The organism is Paenibacillus sp. (assembly GCF_031177825.1).
In the GTDB taxonomy this organism is placed as follows: domain Bacteria; phylum Bacillota; class Bacilli; order Paenibacillales; family YIM-B00363; genus Paenibacillus_AE.
In genome coordinates, this window is the sequence record NZ_JAPSKE010000023.1 from 17626 (window position 1) to 34961 (window position 17336).

13 protein-coding genes are annotated in these 17336 nt (G+C 61.8%); 2 read left to right on the forward strand and 11 right to left on the reverse strand.

What is annotated here, in order from left to right; genetic code table 11:
* Positions 1-84: 84 nt before the first annotated feature.
* The 7 genes from RIN49_RS21465 to RIN49_RS21495 all read right to left on the reverse strand — a co-directional run bounded on the left by RIN49_RS21465 (position 85) and on the right by RIN49_RS21495 (position 7552).
* The gene (locus RIN49_RS21465; RefSeq protein WP_309122199.1) at positions 85-1197 is read right to left on the reverse strand and encodes a GerAB/ArcD/ProY family transporter; all 1113 of its coding nucleotides are present in this window, start codon (positions 1195-1197) and stop codon (positions 85-87) included.
* A gap of 25 nt (positions 1198-1222) precedes the next feature.
* Positions 1223-1864, reverse strand: a complete 642-nt coding sequence (locus RIN49_RS21470) for a Ger(x)C family spore germination C-terminal domain-containing protein (RefSeq protein WP_309122200.1) — start codon at positions 1862-1864, stop codon at positions 1223-1225.
* The gene (locus tag RIN49_RS21475) at positions 1786-2316 is read right to left on the reverse strand and encodes a Ger(x)C family spore germination protein (RefSeq protein WP_309122201.1); all 531 of its coding nucleotides are present in this window, start codon (positions 2314-2316) and stop codon (positions 1786-1788) included. Before RIN49_RS21475 ends, RIN49_RS21470 begins: the two co-directional genes overlap by 79 nt.
* Positions 2306-3838, reverse strand: coding sequence for a spore germination protein (locus RIN49_RS21480; protein WP_309122202.1), 1533 nt, complete (start codon positions 3836-3838; stop codon positions 2306-2308). The genes RIN49_RS21475 and RIN49_RS21480 overlap by 11 nt, the downstream gene beginning before the upstream one ends.
* 123 nt (positions 3839-3961) lie before the next feature.
* The gene (locus tag RIN49_RS21485; RefSeq protein WP_309122203.1) at positions 3962-5179 is read right to left on the reverse strand and encodes a cytochrome P450; all 1218 of its coding nucleotides are present in this window, start codon (positions 5177-5179) and stop codon (positions 3962-3964) included.
* Positions 5180-5511: 332 nt separating this feature from the next.
* Complete coding sequence (locus RIN49_RS21490; RefSeq protein WP_309122204.1) at positions 5512-5652, reverse strand: hypothetical protein; 141 nt, start codon at positions 5650-5652, stop codon at positions 5512-5514.
* Positions 5633-7552: an AAA family ATPase gene (locus tag RIN49_RS21495; RefSeq protein ID WP_309122205.1), complete on the reverse strand. Its 1920-nt coding sequence runs from the start codon at positions 7550-7552 to the stop codon at positions 5633-5635. The genes RIN49_RS21490 and RIN49_RS21495 overlap by 20 nt, the downstream gene beginning before the upstream one ends.
* 212 nt (positions 7553-7764) lie before the next feature.
* Here RIN49_RS21495 and udk point away from each other — a divergent pair, with 212 nt between their 5' ends.
* Complete coding sequence (gene udk, locus RIN49_RS21500) at positions 7765-8394, forward strand: uridine kinase (RefSeq protein ID WP_309122206.1); 630 nt, start codon at positions 7765-7767, stop codon at positions 8392-8394.
* 70 nt (positions 8395-8464) lie between these two features.
* On the opposite strand, the gene RIN49_RS21505 is transcribed toward udk, so the two are convergent.
* From RIN49_RS21505 to RIN49_RS21515, 3 genes are all read right to left on the reverse strand, one after another.
* The gene (locus RIN49_RS21505) at positions 8465-12388 is read right to left on the reverse strand and encodes an endo-1,4-beta-xylanase (protein WP_309122207.1); all 3924 of its coding nucleotides are present in this window, start codon (positions 12386-12388) and stop codon (positions 8465-8467) included.
* A gap of 370 nt (positions 12389-12758) precedes the next feature.
* Positions 12759-13304 (reverse strand): hypothetical protein, encoded by a 546-nt coding sequence (locus RIN49_RS21510; RefSeq protein ID WP_309122208.1) that lies wholly within the window; start codon positions 13302-13304, stop codon positions 12759-12761.
* Positions 13301-13771, reverse strand: a complete 471-nt coding sequence (locus tag RIN49_RS21515; protein ID WP_309122209.1) for a hypothetical protein — start codon at positions 13769-13771, stop codon at positions 13301-13303. Before RIN49_RS21515 ends, RIN49_RS21510 begins: the two co-directional genes overlap by 4 nt.
* Positions 13772-14070: 299 nt before the next feature.
* On the opposite strand from RIN49_RS21515, the gene RIN49_RS21520 reads away from it, so the two are divergent.
* Positions 14071-14871, forward strand: coding sequence for a transposase (locus RIN49_RS21520; RefSeq protein ID WP_309122210.1), 801 nt, complete (start codon positions 14071-14073; stop codon positions 14869-14871).
* A gap of 32 nt (positions 14872-14903) precedes the next feature.
* Here the strand turns inward: RIN49_RS21520 and RIN49_RS21525 are convergent, their stop codons facing one another.
* On the reverse strand, positions 14904-17321 hold the full coding sequence (locus tag RIN49_RS21525) for a glycoside hydrolase family 95 protein (RefSeq protein ID WP_309122211.1): 2418 nt from the start codon (positions 17319-17321) through the stop codon (positions 14904-14906).
* Positions 17322-17336 lie beyond the last annotated feature (15 nt).

Here is a 17336-nt window from a genome sequence, read left to right on the forward strand (position 1 = left end):
ATAAATGTGAAAATTATCACATAAATAATATTTATAGGGGTGACAACCTTTTCGAACCGCATAAAAATTCCCAACGACCGCCGTTTACGCGGCCTTCGGGGCTTTCCGCATCCTTTTCCACCAGACGATCAGAAACAACAGCGGGATGTATCCGGATACGATCCAGAACCCCGCGTTCGAATATACGTTAGCGAGCCAGTCGATCGATTGCCGGTCGCGGATCCAAAACGCCAGCGCCAAATACCCGCCGAGGAACAACGGCAAAGAGACGCGTCGCTTGATCGGCCACAGCTGTCCCGCTCCCCGGCAAGCCGCCCACAAACAGACGGACACGTTGACGAGCGCCTTCAGCAGCCATACGGAGATGACGAGATACTCCAATCGCTGCATGACCGGCACCTCGATCATCATCACGATATTCAGCGTCGGCCAGATGATATGATGGAGCTGGCCTTCCGAATAATACATCAGCGTGACCAGCATGACGAAAAGATAGATGATCGTAGCGGCGCCGACGGCGGCATGCGTCCAGCGCTGCGATTCCGCCGGACGCTTAACGAACGGGTATAACACTAGCATCGTCTCGAACCCGAGGTACGGGAAGGCCATCGATCGGGCGGAACGGAGAATGTCGGCGACCGAATGCGTCCCTATGGGCAGCAGGTTCGCCGGGTGGATATACTTAAATGCGAACGCGAACAACGGAATGGTCAGCGCGTAGGGTATCGCCGTTCCCCATACGCTCATCCCGGTTACCGTCCGCAGGCCGCCGGACACTGTGTAATACACGAGCAGCAATAAGATAGCGGCGAGCGGATAAATATTGATTCTCGGGAACAACCACACCTGGATGACTTCCAAGAAGATCCTGAATACGACGAACCCGCCGAGGACGAAATAAAGAACGAATGCCGCATTCGCCGCGGTTCCGATCCATCGGCCGAAGTGGACCTTGTTCAGTTGCACGACGTCCGCCGGCGAATCCGACGCATCCAATGCGAAATACATCATCCACACGATCGCATGAATGCCCCCTCCGACAAAGAGAACGGAGATCCATGCGTCATACCCCGCCGGCTCTAGAATCTCTTTCTGAAACTTTAAGACGCCGACGCCGACGATGCTGCTATGGATGAGAAAAAAAACGAACAACGAAGAAATCAGGCGATTCTCCCCGATCCGGCGACTCCCGCTCATGGCTGCCCCCTCCCGGTCCGCCGGGTTATTCCCCGACGCCGGTCTGAAAGATGTTCAACTTTACCGTGACTTCCGTACCGACGGACGGGTATAGTTCTTGGAATACCCGTTCGTTCCAACGCCGATCCCGGCTTCTAACCATATCGCCGAATCCGACGGGATCCACGCGGCGTTCCTTGAAATACTTCAGCAGCGCTTCAATCTCTCGCTCGATATACGAGGCCCCCTCGCGCTCCATCTCCGACAGCCCTTCGGGCGTTGCAAGCTTCACCTGTTCCGGCACTTTCCTCGCCAACGCCTCCACCTCGGTTCGGATCGAGATCTCGGGCACCGGGCGGACTCGCTTCACCTTGAACTTCGTCTCCGATCGGATGACCTGGATCGCTACGTAGCTATCCCGGGCTTCCCGCGGCTCTTTCACGGGAATGAGCATACTTCCGTTCCTCCCGTTTTCGACGAGCAGCTTCAAGAGGAACGAATCCTTAAAGCCGATCACCGCGGCCAGCCGGTCCTCCCGAAACAAGGCCGTCCCGCCGAGCTCCGGCGCTCCGTTCTTCGGGCGGAAGTACGGCATATACATGTCGCGGCCTACCCCGAAGAAGTTGTACAGAGACAAATGCAGGTTCGACGACGGAAGATTGCCGTTGCGAACGTTCTGCATCGCCATGTCGGACAACAGCGTCGATTCTTGCGCTTCTTCGTCTGCTCCAACAGCTCGACGGCCTCCCCTTCCGTTACCGCGAGGATCATGCGCGTCGAGATCTTCGGATCCTTGCAGAACGTATCCAACACGGTACCGACCCCTTTCTTCGCGAACGATTCGCCGAATACCGCTAAGTTGACTTGTCCGTACTCCAGCGTTCCGCTCGATTTCATATTCAAGCTTGGAATCATGTTGAAGTGCGAGACGGAATCGGCCTGAAGCAGCTCTACGTCGGCCTTGGTTTTCTTCGTATAGAGCGGGATCAACACCGCGGACGACTCCCCCTTCACGGACAAGTCGAACCCGGTCGTCTGCACGAGCTTCACTTCATTGACGATGGCTTGCTCCCCGCAAGCCGCGAGCAGCGGCACGAGCGCGAGCGCGATCCCTAGGCGGCTCATGCGGCTAATCCTCATCGGCGTCCTCCCCCGTTCCGGCTCCGGGCGTGTATCTCGTACGCGATCGCGGACGCAAATATCCGGGCCGCTTGCTCGTCCATGGGAACGGCGGCCGGATCAGACTATCGTTCAAGTCTCCTACTCTCAAAGGGTATACAGGGACGGTATACGGAGATCCCAATGACGTTAACTTCGTTACATGTACCAGCAGGAAGCCGATGCCGATGAATAAGCCGATCGCCCCCCATAGGGAGGACAGTACGATCATTGGAAACCGTAAAAATCGAATCGTATTGGACATCTTATAGATCGGCGTCGTAAACGAGGCTAACGCGGACAGCGCGACCACGATGATCAGAATATTGCTCGTGAGCGCGGCTTCCACGGCGGCTTGTCCGATGATAATGCCTCCGACGATGCCGAGCGTCTGCCCGATCTTCGTCGGCAGCCGCGCTCCGGCCTCCCGCAGAAACTCGATGGTCAGCTCCAGGAACAAGACCTCGAAGACGGGAGGAAACGGCACGTTCATCCGCGAGTAGATGAGCGGCCCGAGCAGATCCTGCGGGATGACCTCGTAATGGAACGTCGTGATCGCGATGTAGAACGATGTGGCGAACAAGGAGAACACGACCCCGATAATCCGGATGATGCGGAAGAACGACCCTAAAATCCAAGGCAAAAAATAATCCTCGGGAGAAATGAAGAAGTCATGGAGCGTCGAAGGGCCGGTGATAAAATACGGCGAGCCGTCCGCAATGATCGCGACCTGCCCGGAGATGAGCGCATAGACGACCCGATCCCTGCGCTCGGTCGTCACGAACAAGGGGAAGGGCGTAGCCGATTCGTCTGCGATCATTTGATCGAGCAGCGACGTATCGAAGATGACGTCGAAGTCGATCCCTTCCAACCGTTGCCGCGCCGTCTGCACGTTCCGTTCGTTCGTCACGCCTTCGATGTAGACGATGGCGACTCTGGACTTGGACATCGAGCCGATCGTCAGCTCTTTCACGACCAGCTGCGGAATGCTGAGCTGCATCCGCAAGAGATGCAAGTTGGTATCGAGATCTTCGATAAACCCGACGTTCGGCCCGACCACGCTGAATTCGTTCTCGGTCGTATTGTCCTTCCTCATGCCGTGCAAGCCGGCAAGCGGAACTAAGGCGCATCGCTTCCGCTCGCCGGCCCGGCGGACGAGCGCATGCCCTCTCAATAGCTTGGACTGAATGATCTCCACTTGATCGGTCACTTCGATTTCTTCCGTAGGAATCCATCTCGCAAGACCTTCAAGGCTGTGGATATCGTCCGACTGCGACGCATGGCGCTGCAGCGGTTCGATCAGCCGCTTCCGCAACAGCTCCTTGTCGACTAGCGTTCCATAATACGAGACAGTAATTTCGTCCGCGGCGGAAGGAATGCGCATCTCTTGGTAATCCGTGGATCGCTTCGCTTGTTCGATCAGCAATTCGAGGTCGTCGAACTCGGTCTGTACCTTCGACGCTTCCGCTTGTTCCGGGGAAGGGGCTTCTAGAGTCGCGTCCATCGCATGGCTCCGTTATCGTCAAAGTGTGGAAAATGGTTACTGGGTAGTTTGCCTAAGCCTTCCTTTTTTATGTAGAAAAGCCGTCCCGCATGCATGCTGCGGAACGGCTTCCGGGGAATGCGCTTATCGGCCGGACGCGCGGAACGTTACGGGGAACGACTGCACGCCGAAGACGAACGGGCTTTGAATCGGGTTCATCGGCGCGTCGGCGGCCCGGCGAATCTCTTCCATCCGCTCGACGACGGCGCGCAGCGCGATCTGCGCCTCGAGCCGAGCGAGCGGGGCCCCTAAACAGAAGTGGATGCCGGACCCGAACGACAGGTGTTGGTTCGGCTTCCGATCGGGGACGAAGGCGTCCGGATCGTCGAACTTGGACTCGTCCCGGTTGGCGGAAGCGACCCAAACGACGACTTGCTCGCCAGCGCGAATGCGCTCGCCGCCGAGCTCCGCATCTTGGGCGCATACTCTGCCGATCGCCTGAATCGGCGGATAGTACCGAAGCGTCTCCTCCACGAAGGACGGGATCGTCTCCGGGCTGCGCCGCAGCAGCGGCTGCAAGTCAGGCTGCTCGGTCAGAATCCGGACCGCGTTCGCGATCAAGTTCGTCGTCGTCTCGTTGCCGGCCGCAAGCAGCAACATCGAAAACCCGACGATTTCCGCATCCGTCAGCTTCTGCCCGTCGATCTCCGCGGCGATCAGCAGCGAAATCAGATCTTCCTGCGGCCGCTCCCGATGCTCCCGAAGGATGCCCGCGAAATACGCCTGAAGCTCCGCGATCGTTCGGGCCTTCTCCGCCGACACCCGCGCGAACGCCTCGTCGGTGTTCTCGTCCAATCCCATCACGAGCGCATCGGACCACGCCTTGAACAGATCGCGATCCTTCGCCGGGACGCCGAGCAGCTCGGCGATGACGATGACCGGCAGCGGCACGGTCAGATCGCCGACGATATCCATAGCGCCTCCGGAGCGCTTCGCGTCCAACAACTCGTCCGCGATCGACCGGATGTGCGGCTCCAGATTCGATACGACCTTCGGCGTGAACGCTTTGTTGACAAGCGCCCGCAATGGGCCGTGCCGCGGCGGATCCATCGTCAGAATCGTCTCCGTCTCGTCCCCGGCCAGTCCCCGCCGGGAGGAAAACCCCGCCGGATCCTTCAGAACGCGCAACGCGTCCTCGTACCGGAAGACGTCCCAACAGCTTCGGCTTCCGTCGTACCGCACGGGCGTCGTGCGACGCAGCTGGTTGTATACGGGGAACGGCGAGAGCCGCTTCTCCGTCGTATCCAATTCCGCCATCGGGATCATGTTCGCGTATCGTTCCGGCTTTTTCGTATCCAACATCGTCCTGTCTCCTCGGCAGATGACGTCTTTTTTTTCCAGATTGGTATATCATGCGTCGGAATGGGTGCCGTCATCCATGAAAGCTCCAATACGAAAGCCGACGGGGTCGACGCCCCGCCGGCTTCGGCTGCCTCGCTATATGCAATTCCGCAGAAACGTCTCCACCGCGCTCCGCATGTCCGCGGTCTCCTCGTGTCCCGCCTCGTACACGCGCAAGTCCCATGCGTCCGCGGGCGCGGGCGACGAGCGCATTGACGTCCGCGGTGGAGAACCGCTGCAAGAGCCCAGGCACGTAGTAGTAGATGCCAGCGCCGGAACCGGCTCGATCCCGTTCAATCCAGAACGAGCCGCTCCAGCGCGTACCCGTCCCGCTCCTCCGTCTCCCGCGACAAGACGCGCATCGGCGCGCCGAGCGGCGGCGTCTCCCCTAACGCGTGCAGCAGCTCCCTGCGCTTACCCTCGATCGAAAGCATCGTCTTCGCCTTTCCTTCCGACATCCCCATCTCCATCTCCATCTCCATTTCCGTCCCCGTCTTCGCCTGCTCCGGCTCCGCCGTCCTCGTCGTCGTCGATCCCGCCGTCGGCATCGCCCTCGTCTCCGTCCCCGCGTCCGTCGCCGCCCGCTTCCTCGTCCTCGCCCGGCTCGGATAGCGCCCCGGGCTCTTCCTCGAGCGGCTCTTGCGCCGGGGCCGCCTGTCGGGCCGCATCGGCCGACGTGCGCGAGACGATCAAGGGCAGCTCCGGCCTTGCATGCCCGTACAGGCGCACGAAGATGTCCTCGATCTCTTCGCCGGTCAAGTCGCCTCGCTGCAGCAGCTCCTCCGCGATCGCATGGACGAACTCCGCCCGCTCCCGTACGAGCGCCTTCGCCTGCGCCATCTGCTCCTTCAACAGCTCGTTGATTTTCGGCCGCAGCGTTCGGATCGCCTCCGCGCCCGCGCCGACCGCGCGGAAGCTGAACAGATCGTCGCCCATCCCGACGAGGCCGAGATACGCGCCCGCCAGCTGGGTCGCCTGCTGCAGATCGGAGGCGACCCCGTTCAGCTTTTTCCCGAGAAACTCCTCTTCCGCGGCGCGCGCCGCGAGACACACTTGAATCGCCGCCAACAACTCGCTGTCGCTTCGATTATACCGCTCGCGCGTCGGTTTCGTCGCCGCCAAACCGAGCGCGCCGCCGCGGCGGATGATCGTCACCTTCCATACGCGCTCGTGCGGCTTCAGCAAATACTGCGCCACCGCATGCCCCGCCTCGTGATACGCCACGTTCCGCTTCTCTTCGTCGCTCATGGAACGAAGCGGCTGCTTCAACCCCCACTCGTACGTCTCCATCGCCGCGCGGAAGTCGTCGTAGCCGGCCGCCGCCGCGCCGCGCTGATGCGCGATGACGACCGATTCGTTCACGATGTGCTTGATTTGCGCCGGGTTGTAACCGATCGTGTCGAGCGCCGCCTTCTCCGCCGTCAGCGTGTCGTCCTTCTTGACCTTCTTCAGATAATATTGGAAAATGTCCACCCGTCCGTCATAATCCGGCGCGTCCACCCACAGCTTTCTGTCGAAACGGCCGGGACGCAGCAGCGCCGGGTCGAGCGCGTGCGGCAGGTTCGTCGCCGCGACGGTGAGCACGGCCGGGCGCTCCGCCTTCGACCTCCGCAAGCCGAGCGTTCGCAGCAGCTTGGCGCGCTTGGAGCCGTCGATGTTCGGCGGATCCATCTGCAGCAGCAGCTCGTTCAGCAGCCCGGTGCCGGCCCCCATGCCGAAGAAGCCCGCGCCGCCGCCCCCTCCGCCTTGGCGCCGCATGCCGATCGCGTCGATCTCGTCGATGAAGACGATGCAGGCGCCGTACACCTTCGCGAGCTTGCGCGCCTTCGCATATAGCCGCATCACCTTCAGGTTCCCGACGCCGATGAACATGGTTTGGAAGCTCGGCGCCGAGGCGTACGCGAAGGGGACCTGCGCTTCGTTCGCGATCACCTGCGCGAGATACGACTTTCCGGTGCCGGGAGGGCCGCACAAGAGCAAGCCGCGGATCGCCTCGCCGCCCATCCGCTTGAAATCCTTCACGCCCTTGAGCAGCATGACGATGCGCTCGGCGTTTTCCACGATTTCGGGGTTGCCTCGGTAATCGTCCCGCGTCGCGCCCGTCTCGTCGGGGAAAATCCAATACGTCCGGCCTCGGGCCAGAAACCAGAACAGCGCCGCGGACGGAACAATGATGAAGGAGACCGCGAACAGCAGTTGGAATATTAGGGAAAGCGCGGTCAGCGTCGCTTGCCATACGGGCGGACCGCCTAAGAAGATCAGCGCGACCAGCGCCGCGACCGCGCCGACTCGAGCGAGCAGCAGCCTCCACTTGATCCGTTGGTACCTCCGCATACCCTCACGTCCTTACGCCAGGATGGAGCCGCCGAGCGGCTTGTTCCGGAGCATTTTCGGGGCAAAATACGACAGTGTAAATATATGAGGGTCGGATCCCGTTCAGACATGAGGGGGCAGCGGGAGGCCGTGATGAAAAAGTTTCGACACTGTGCTACAATACTTGAATTGCAAACGACTAAAGCACTACACCGGGAGGTTCCCAGCAACGCATGCTTATCATCGGTATCGCCGGCGGCACCGGCTCTGGCAAAACGACGGTCGCCCGCTCCGTCATCGAACGGCTCGGCTCGGACAAGGTGACGTTCGTCTCTCAGGACAACTACTACAAGGACAACCCGCATCTGAGCTTCGCCGAACGGGAGAAGATCAACTACGATCATCCCTTCGCGTTCGACAACGACTTGCTGACCGAACACCTCGGGCGGTTGAAGCAGGGCCTCGCCGCCGACGCGCCGGTGTACGACTTCGCGTCGCATGCCCGGTTCCCGGATCGGACCGTTCGGCTTTCGCCCAACAAGATCGCGATCATCGAAGGACTGCACGTGCTGTACGACGAGAAGCTGCGGCAGCTGCTCGACATCAAGGTGTTCGTCGACACGGACCCGGACGTGCGCATTCTCCGTCGCGTGCTGCGCGACATTCAGGAGCGCGGGCGCTCGATCCAGTCGATCCACGACCAGTACTTGAATACGGTGAAGCCGATGCACGAGGCGTTCATCGAGCCGTCGAAAAAATACGCCGACGTCATCATTCCAGAAGGCGGGCATAACGAGGTCGGCGTGCAGCTGTTAACGATTCTAACGGAAAAGTATTTGACCGCCGAGGGCCGGTTCGCGTAAGCGACCGGCTTCTTTTCTTGCGGGACGTGAAGAAGACGCCCCCGCGGGAGGGCGTCTCGCTCGACATCGCCTATTTCTGTTTCGTCGCGGCGGACGCGACGGCCGACGGTCTGGATTCCCCGTTCGGGTGCACCGCCGTCACGCGGTAATAATACGTCGTTCCGGCGGTCAGCTTATTGAGGACGAAATTCGCGTCGTCGACCGGCTGCTTCGTCACCTTGACGAACGGACCGTCCGCCGAGGTCGCTTGGTAGACGTGGTACCCGATCGCCCCGTCGACCTCGGCCCATGTCAGATGCACGACCTGATGGTTTTGCGCCTTCGCTTGGACGGACGCCGGCTGCGGCAGGCTCGTAAACCGAAGCACGCCGAGTCTTGTCGCGTTCATATACGACTGGCCGGTCGGATCGCTCCACATCGCCACGCTGTTCCGCGTCCCGTCCCCGTCCTCGTCGTTGTTGACCTGGAGGTCGAAGCCGATGACCGTGCCGTCCCGCGGCTCGATCGTATCGAGGCGAATCGCCGCTTCCACGACGTACCCGCCGTCGACGAGCTTCGTAGCGGAAGCGTAATTGTCTTGGGTCGCATGGCCGCCCACCGTCTTCGCGTTCTTGAAGTTGATGCGGTACTGTCCGTCGTCGTCTTGGTAGGAAGGCGTCTTGCCGTTGTTTTGGTCAACGAAGATTTCCACCGAATCCTGTTCCCACGCATTCGCGCTCGCATCGCTCAGCCGCGCGTCGGCGACTTCCGCATAGACGTACAAGTACCGTTCGTCCCACAGCGTCCGGAAGGTTGCGGTCGATCCGCTCGTTCCCTCGACCCAGACGGTCGTCGCCTGCTCGCTCGCATGCGCCCACGCGGCGTCGAGTTCGCCGTCGACGACCGGCGTTCCGTAGCCCGTCTCCGCGATCTTCGGCGCTTCGACCAGCGTTAAAGCGCCGTAGCCGTTCGAATCTTGGTGCTGCAGGTTGCGCGGATCGCTCCAAGAGACGATGGCGCCGTTGCGTCCGTGCTCCGTTCCGTCTTGGACGCCTTCGTGCGTGACTCGGAGGTCGAAGGACACTTGATCGCCGGGCGACAGCGTCGCGCCGAGCGGAATGGAAAACGCCGCGATGTAACCGCCCTCCGTCTCCGTCGCGGCGGACCCTCTCCGCGGGAATTCGAACGCGCGGATGGCTCCGTCGTTTACGAACGCCTCCAGCTTGTCGCCGGCCGACGCGACGTCGTCCGCGACGAACGCTCTCACGTACAGATGCCCCTCGTCCCAGAGCGTCTTGAAGCTGGCTCCGAAGCCGCCCGCCCGCTCCGTCTCCAGGGCCGGCACGGCGCTCCAGATCAAGTCCGCTTGCCCGCCCGCGATCGGCGTGCCGTACGCGGCGGTTCCGGTTTTCTTCACGATCGGCAGCTTGGAAGGCACGATCTCCTTGACGGCTTCCGCCATGCCCCAGTACGCGTATTTTGCCTGGTACCGCTTATCGAACGGGAACGGCGCGTCCTGTCGCGTCGTGCCGCGGTTATGGAGCCAGGTATGATCGTCCGCGATGCCCCAGAGCGTCACGTTGCTGATCCAGCCGTTCGGGTTGCCGGCGGCTCGGCCCGCCTCGTCCAGCGCGACGAACGCTTCGAACAACTCCTTGTACCTGTACCCCTGCTTGATCAGAATGTCTTCCGGAATCGGGTCGTAGCTGTCGCTGTTGTTCGTATACACCGAGATGTCGAGCTCGGTAATCTGATTGTCGAAGCCCGCTTCCGCGAATTTCCGAATCGAATCGGAGATCTGTCGGATCGACGGGCCGCTGACGTTGATATGCGTCTGGTGACCGATGCCGTCGATCGGCACGCCCTCCGCCTTCAGCTCCATGACCAGGTCGTACAGGAAGTCGCGTTTTTGCGGATTGTGCGTGCTGTAATCGTTAATATACAGCTTCGCGGTCGGATCCGCGGCCCGCGCCGCCCGGAACGCCGTCTTGATGAAGTCTTTGCCCGTAAGGCGGTACCAGTAGCTGTCCCGCATGCCGTCGGGCCGGCCTTCGTCGATCACCTCGTTGACGACGTCGTAGGAGTCGGCAACGTCGGCGAACTCCGCGACGACTTCCGTAATGTACGCTTCCAAGCGGTCGAGAACGAGCTCCTTGTTTTCCGGCGTCGCCGCGAGCCAGTTCCCGTTCGCGTCCTTCAGCATCCAGTCGGCGCCCTGCGAGTGCCACAGCAGCGTGTGGAAGCGCAGCCGCATGTCATGGTCTCTCGCGTATTGCGCGATGGTTTGCGCGGAAGCGATGTTATACGCGCCTTCGCTCGGGCTGATGGAGCCGGGCTTCATCGAGTTTTCCGCGACGATGGCGTTATAATGCTTATTCAGCAGCGGATGGACCGCGCCCGTCAGCTGCGCCGGCTCGACGGCCGCCCCGATGTCGAAGTAGCCCGCATAGAGGTCCTTCAGGCTGTCGAGGCCGGTTTGGATCGGAAGCAGTCCTTCGACCGGACCGACGTACGACAAGGCGAAGTCGTCCATATAGAACGATCGCGGCTCGCCGTTGTCGTCCGCCGTCTCGACGTACGCGTTCAAGACCGTCGGCGTCGTCCGCAGCGTAAACTTGCCCGCGAGCTGTACCCACGCTCCGTCGGTGACCGTCGCGTTCGCGGACACGTTCGCGAACGCGCTCTCGCCGGATTGCACGCTGAGCCGAAGGCGCGTCGCTTCTTCGCCCGGCGCCATCTTCACCCAAGCCGACAGGTTGTATTCATGGTTCTTATGCATCTTGCCGAGCACGTTCAACAGCGGCCCGTCGTATTGCCCGGAGGCCGTCGTCAACAGACTCTTAGAGCCTCCGCTCGTATGGTTATCCGCCGATGACGCTTCGATCATGCCGTCTCCGAATCGGCGCACCCAGCCGCCTACCCCGTCCTCGAAGCTCGCTTGCACGCCGCTTTGATCCAGATCGCCGGGCTCTTCCGGCCCCTCGCCCGGGGTGACGTCGACGACCTTGAACTCGTCAAGGTACACGTCCGCCGTGGAGGTCGAGCCGTCGACGGACTCCAGATATACCAGGAAGCCGGTCGTATGGCTCGGCACTTCGTAGCCCTTCAGCTCGAACGTCGTCCACGCCGCGGCGTCGACCGCCGTATTCCCGATAATCCAGTTGTAGCTGTCCTGGCCGCCCGAAGTGATTTTCGCCGTCAGGTGGTACGCGTCCGACCCTTCGCCGAGGCGAACCTTGAACGTTAGATCGTACGTCCGGTCCGATCGCAGCACGCCGCTCAAGTCGCGGCTGAGACTGCTTGCTCGGGATTGACGGTTCGACAGCCTCAGCGACATGCCGCCTTCGGACGCGACGCCGGAAGCGATCGACGCTTCCCCGGAGCCGCCCCACGCAAGCGGTCCCCAGCCGCCGAGCTGGCCGTCCTCGAAGCTTTGATTCAAGACGATCGCGCTCGTCGTCGGCATACCGACCAGCTTCGCCCGGAAGCTGTCGATATAGTAAGATGCCGTAGGGCTGTCCGATTCGACGTACAATTGGTATCTAGAAGCCCGAGGATCCAAGACGAAGCCGCCCTTGAGCTCGACCCAATCGGAAGCCGACGCTTGCGCCGAGGCGATCCCCTTATACGTCTCGGGATCGCCCGACGGCAAGCCTTCCTGGTGGACGGTCAGCCGAATCGCGGCCGGTCCCGAGCCGTCCGCTAGCTTGGCGTACAACGAAAATTCGTACGCGGCTCCCTTCACTAAGGAGTCTGCGTACATGCCCGGACCGTTCCAGCTTTGCGTACGTCCGGTCGTCTTCAGGCTCCCCGTCCCTTCGTGCGCGGCTTCGGTCGATCGCTCGACCGTCTCCGACCCTCTCTTAAACCAACCGTCCGTCCCGGTCTCGAAGTCGTTCGCGATGACCGTCTCCCCGACGGCGGCGGCCACTGCGACCGGCTTGCCCCCCGGCTGCGGCAGCAGCAGCGCCGCCGTCAAGAGCACGGGCAAAAATCCCTTCCACTTCTTCCACATGTCCGCTTTCCCCCTAGCGTAAATTCGTTCAGGCGTGCCGTCCCTTCAACTACGGAAAGCTCCTCTATCGTCCGTTATGCATCCGCCGCGGTCCCCTCCTTGTCGACAATCGCATTCGCATCGCCATGTAAAACGCTTACAAAACATTCCCTCCTTCGCCTCCAAGGGCATCATACCTCCGGAACTTCGCCGAAAAAACCCAAGGAAATATAGATGTTACTGGAAAATCCTTATGCCGAATCGCGCCGTCGAATTTCGACGAAACGCGCGCCTGCGTGCGCCAGGGATGTCACTCCCCCGGGTCGGCAAAAAAAGAAGCTTGCGCCGCATCGCCGGGCCACAAGCTTCCATGATTCCTTTTTCCCTAGAATTACGAAGTCCTTGTCTTGTGCGCTCGCGCGTCGCGTTCCGACGCATCCGGATCGTCGCCTCGGCCGCTCGCCTTCAAATACCGATAAAAGCACACCGTCACGGTCTGTATGACCAAGAAGACAGCGATGTTATATTCGAACCGATACCCTTTCTGGTAGGTCGTCATATGCATCCACTCGGACACCCACTGCACGCCCGTGCCGACGAGCGTCCAGCCGAGGATATACAGCATGACCCACAGCTTCTTCCGAATGCGCAGCATCTCATAAAAATTCACGATCAAGTAGCCGAACGGCGCGAACATGATATAAACGAGCAGGTCCGTGACTTCATACCGGTTCGAATCGTTGACGACGTAGAAATCCATCAAGCCCCCGCCGATCGTAAAGTCGAACAGCGTCGAGCTGGTAAATCCCCACACCAACCCAAGGATCATAAAGCTGAGCGGTACCCTCCGGGGCAGCAAAAACACGGCCGCGTAAGCGACGACCGTCATGCCGATCACGAACCATTCGTTGCGGTCGAACTGTTCCCACAAAATCAAGACGAACGCCTCCCGTACACCGTTCTCCGATACAGCCGAAGCAGCCCGTAAACGACCGCCAGCAGCGCGGCGAACAAGAGCGCGTCATACCCCAAATTCCACTTGGGGTACCGGAGGATGTCGAGATACAATGCCGCTCCGTTCAAGGCTACCAACGCGGCTAACGCGGCCGCCGCCGAAGCGAGCGCCGTCCACGCCGCATTCGCGCGAAATACGGCGGTCATGACGATGACGAAGATCATCGGAGCGCCGATGCTCCGATTCAGTAAGTATCCCGTATAGGCTAGACCATCCTTCGTAATCTCCACGAGCTTCAACTCCTCGGTGACGATCCACGATACGTTGATGACGAGCGTAAGAGCGACCAAGAAGACGAAGGCGTTTTCCAGAATGGTCAACCGTTCTTGGAGTAAGTAGAAGATAAATATAGCCAGCCATGACGCGACGAACATGACGACGAACCCCATGAATAAACGATCCCTCCTGCGCAGGAATATATCCATCTTTTCCCCGCAAGGCGGTCCCCATACTTCTCTTGGAAAATGAAAAGAGCTACCCTCCATCCCCACCTGCGTTTACTCCGTCGGGAGGTGTCCTCCCTTGCCTGCCTTTCTAAGGTCATTCCTCATGCTCAGAAGCGCGGCCGGTCATGTCTCGCCCCCGTTGCTTTCCAAGGAGATTCCTCCTGTTCAGGATAAGGGATTGGGAATTTTCCGTTGATTACGGAACGTATGTTCGGTATAATAGGTAAAAGGAGGCGACGTTCATGGACCAAGCGGAATGGGTGGCGTATTTCTTTCGGCGGCGATGGCCGAGCGGATTTGTTTGCCCGAACTGCGGGCACGAGGCGTATTACACGATTTCGACGCGGCAACTGCCGCTTTACGAATGCCGCCTGTGCGGCCATCAAACGTCCGTAACCTCCGGCACTCTCATGGCCAAGACGCGCACGCCGCTCGCCAAGTGGGCCGCCGCCATCGAGCTGCTCACCTCTACGAACGGCGTCAACGCGAAGCAGCTCGCCGCCTTCATTGACGTAAAACATAAGACGGCGTGGCTCATGCTGCGCAAATTCCGGCAAGCGATCGGAGAAATCGAAGACGCCTACAAGCTTCAGGGGACCGTACATACCGGGCTGCATTTCTTGGCGCCTAACTATATTTTCATTTTCCTGCCCCACCGGCACTACCGCTGCGAACGCGTCGTGTCCGTCTCGGCTTCCGTCGGGATGGGCGGCCAGCCGACCGCGCTGAAGCTCGGGTTCGTGCCTCGGGACCGTCTTGTCCGCGGGTTCAAGGAACCGACCGCGCACGGGATGACGCGCATCCTCGAAGAACACGTCGATCCAAGCGCGGACAAGCATTGGCTCAACTCCGATCGCATGCACCGTAGCCCGCTGCGAGATTGCATCCTTGAGGCTCGCAGCTGGATGAACCGGCTGTTCAACGGCGTCGGCACGAAGTACTTGCAGAGCTACCTCGACGAATTCTGCTTCCGCTGGAACGCCGCCGCCAAAGGAACCTCCCTGCGGGAGGCGTGGGACAAGCTTTGCTTCGAGGCAGCTTAGACGTTGTCCCCCGACTTCCTGAACAGAGGGAATTACCTTGGAAAGGAGCGCGAAGAGACGCCCGCCGACGATCGCTCCGCCGATAACCGATATTCGGTGCCCGCAACGGCGTCGAAGCGCAGCGTGCCGTCCGGCCCCGTCGCCACCGCCACGGGCGCCCCGTCGACCTCGAGCCGCAGCCCGGCGGCCCGCGCGATCGCGACGACGCCGCTCCGATCCGGCCGGATGGTCGCCGCGGTCAAGCGGCCTTCCGCCCAGGCGAGGTCGACCTCGCAGCCGCCGCGGGCGCGCAGGCCGCGAACCTCCCCGCTCGCCCAAGCGGCGGGAAGCGCCGGCAGCGGGTCCAGCACGCCTTGATGCGATTGCAGCAGCATCTCCGCGATGCCCGCGACCGCGGCGAAGTTGCCGTCGATCTGGAACGGCGGATGCGCGTCGAACAAGTTGGCGTAGACGCCGCCATGATGGTAATTTTCGGCTTCGTCCTCCTTCACGAGGCGCAGCAGATTGCCCAGCAGCCTCAGCGCCCGGTCGCCGTCGCCGAATCTGGCCCACAGGGCGACCTTCCAGCCAAGGCTCCAGCCGGTCCCGTCGTCGCCGCGGCGCTCCAGCGAACGGCGCGCCGCCGCGAACAGCTCCGGCGCGTCCCGCTCGGCCAGCGTTCGGCCGGGATAGACGCCGACCAGATGCGACACGTGCCGGTGATGCACGTCTTCGTCCTCGAAGTCTTTATACCATTCTTGAAGGACGCCGCCCCGCCCGATCTGCAGCGGGAACAACCGCTCCAGCGCCTGCGCGAGCTCCTTGCGGAACGGCTCGTCCGTCCCGAGGATCGTCGCCGCTTCGATGCAGCTTGCGAACAGCTCGCGGATGAGCGACAGATCCATCGTGGACGCCATGCTGACGGCCGCGACGCCGTTCGCCGTGCGGAACTTATGCTCCGGCGACGTGGCGGGAGCGGTAACGAGGCGGCCTTCGCCGTCGTCGATCAGCCAATCGAGACAGAACCGCGCGGCCTCCTTCATGACCGGATACGCGCGATCCTTCAGATACGCTTCGTCGCCGCCGAAAGCATAGTGCTCCCACAGATGCTGCGTCAGCCAGACGCCGCCCATCGGCCAGAACGCCCACGAGGCGTCGCCGTCGCCGTATCCGCCGACGGGCGCGCTCTGCGCCCAGATGTCCGAGTTATGATGCGCCGTCCAGCCTCGAGCGCCGTAATTGATCCGGGCCGTGTCGGCTCCGTTCCGGGCCAGATTGCCGATGAACGTCAGCAGCGGCTCGTGGCATTCCGCCAGGTTGCCCGTCTCCGCCGGCCAGTAGTTCATCTGCGCGTTAATGTTGAGCGTGTAGTTGCTGCTCCACGGCGGCCGCGTCGATTCGTTCCAGATGCCCTGCAGGTTGGCCGCTTGGGTGCCGGGCCGGGAGCAGGCGATCATCAAATAACGGCCGTAGTGGAAGAGCAGCTCGACGAGCCCCGGGTCGTCCGCGCTGAACGCCGCGATCCGCTCGTTCGTCGGCAGCTCTGCGCCGGGAGACGCGCCGTCTCCGATCCGAAGCCGTACCCGGTCGAACAAGGCGCGATGGTCGGCGACGTGCGCCGCGAGGAGCGCCTCGTAGGGCTTCCCCGCGACGCGGTTGAGATCGGCGTCGACCTTCCGCTTCGGGTCGACGCCGCCGCCGCCCGCCGGCCGATCGAAGCCGGCGAAGCTCGTCGCCGCGCAGAACGTCAGCGTGACGCGGGTCGCGCCGTACACGTGGATGCCGTCCGCGTCCGCCCGCACGACGCCGTCCTCCGCCGCCGCCCGCAGCCCGCCGCAGAACCGCATCGCCTTCGTCGTCTCCGCGTCCCCGTAGCGAATCGGATCATCGACCGATTCGTAATTCGGAGCCACATGCTCGGGCGCGACGCCTTCCATCATGTAGCGGTCGCCGACGGCGGCCCCGGCGTGGCGCAGCGGGCTGTCCAAGCGGGCGTGGACGCGCAGCGCGCCGGGCATGCTCGCCTCGAGCCGCACGACGAGCGCCTGATCCGGATGCGAGACGAACGTCTCGCGGCGGTAGACGACGTCCCCGATGCGGTAGACGGTCGTCGTCACGCCCGTCTCCAAATCCAGCGCGCGCTCGTACGCCCGGCATAAGTCGCCGTGCTCGAACCGCAGCGTCAGATCGCCGAACGGCAGGAACGACTGCGTGTACGGCCCCATCATCTCCTTGCAGAGCGCGTCCGCTTCTTCGTACCGTTCTTGCCGGATGAGCTCGCGCACCCGCGGCAGCGCGTCGCGCGCGCCCGGATTGTTCCCATCCTTCGGATACCCCGACCACAGCGTATCTTCGTTCAAGGCGATTCGCTCCCGCTCCACGCCGCCGAACGCCATCGCGCCGATCCGACCGTTGCCGACCGGCAGCGCCTCCGTCCACGCCTTCGCCGGCGATCGATACCATAACCTCATGAGGCCACCTCGTCT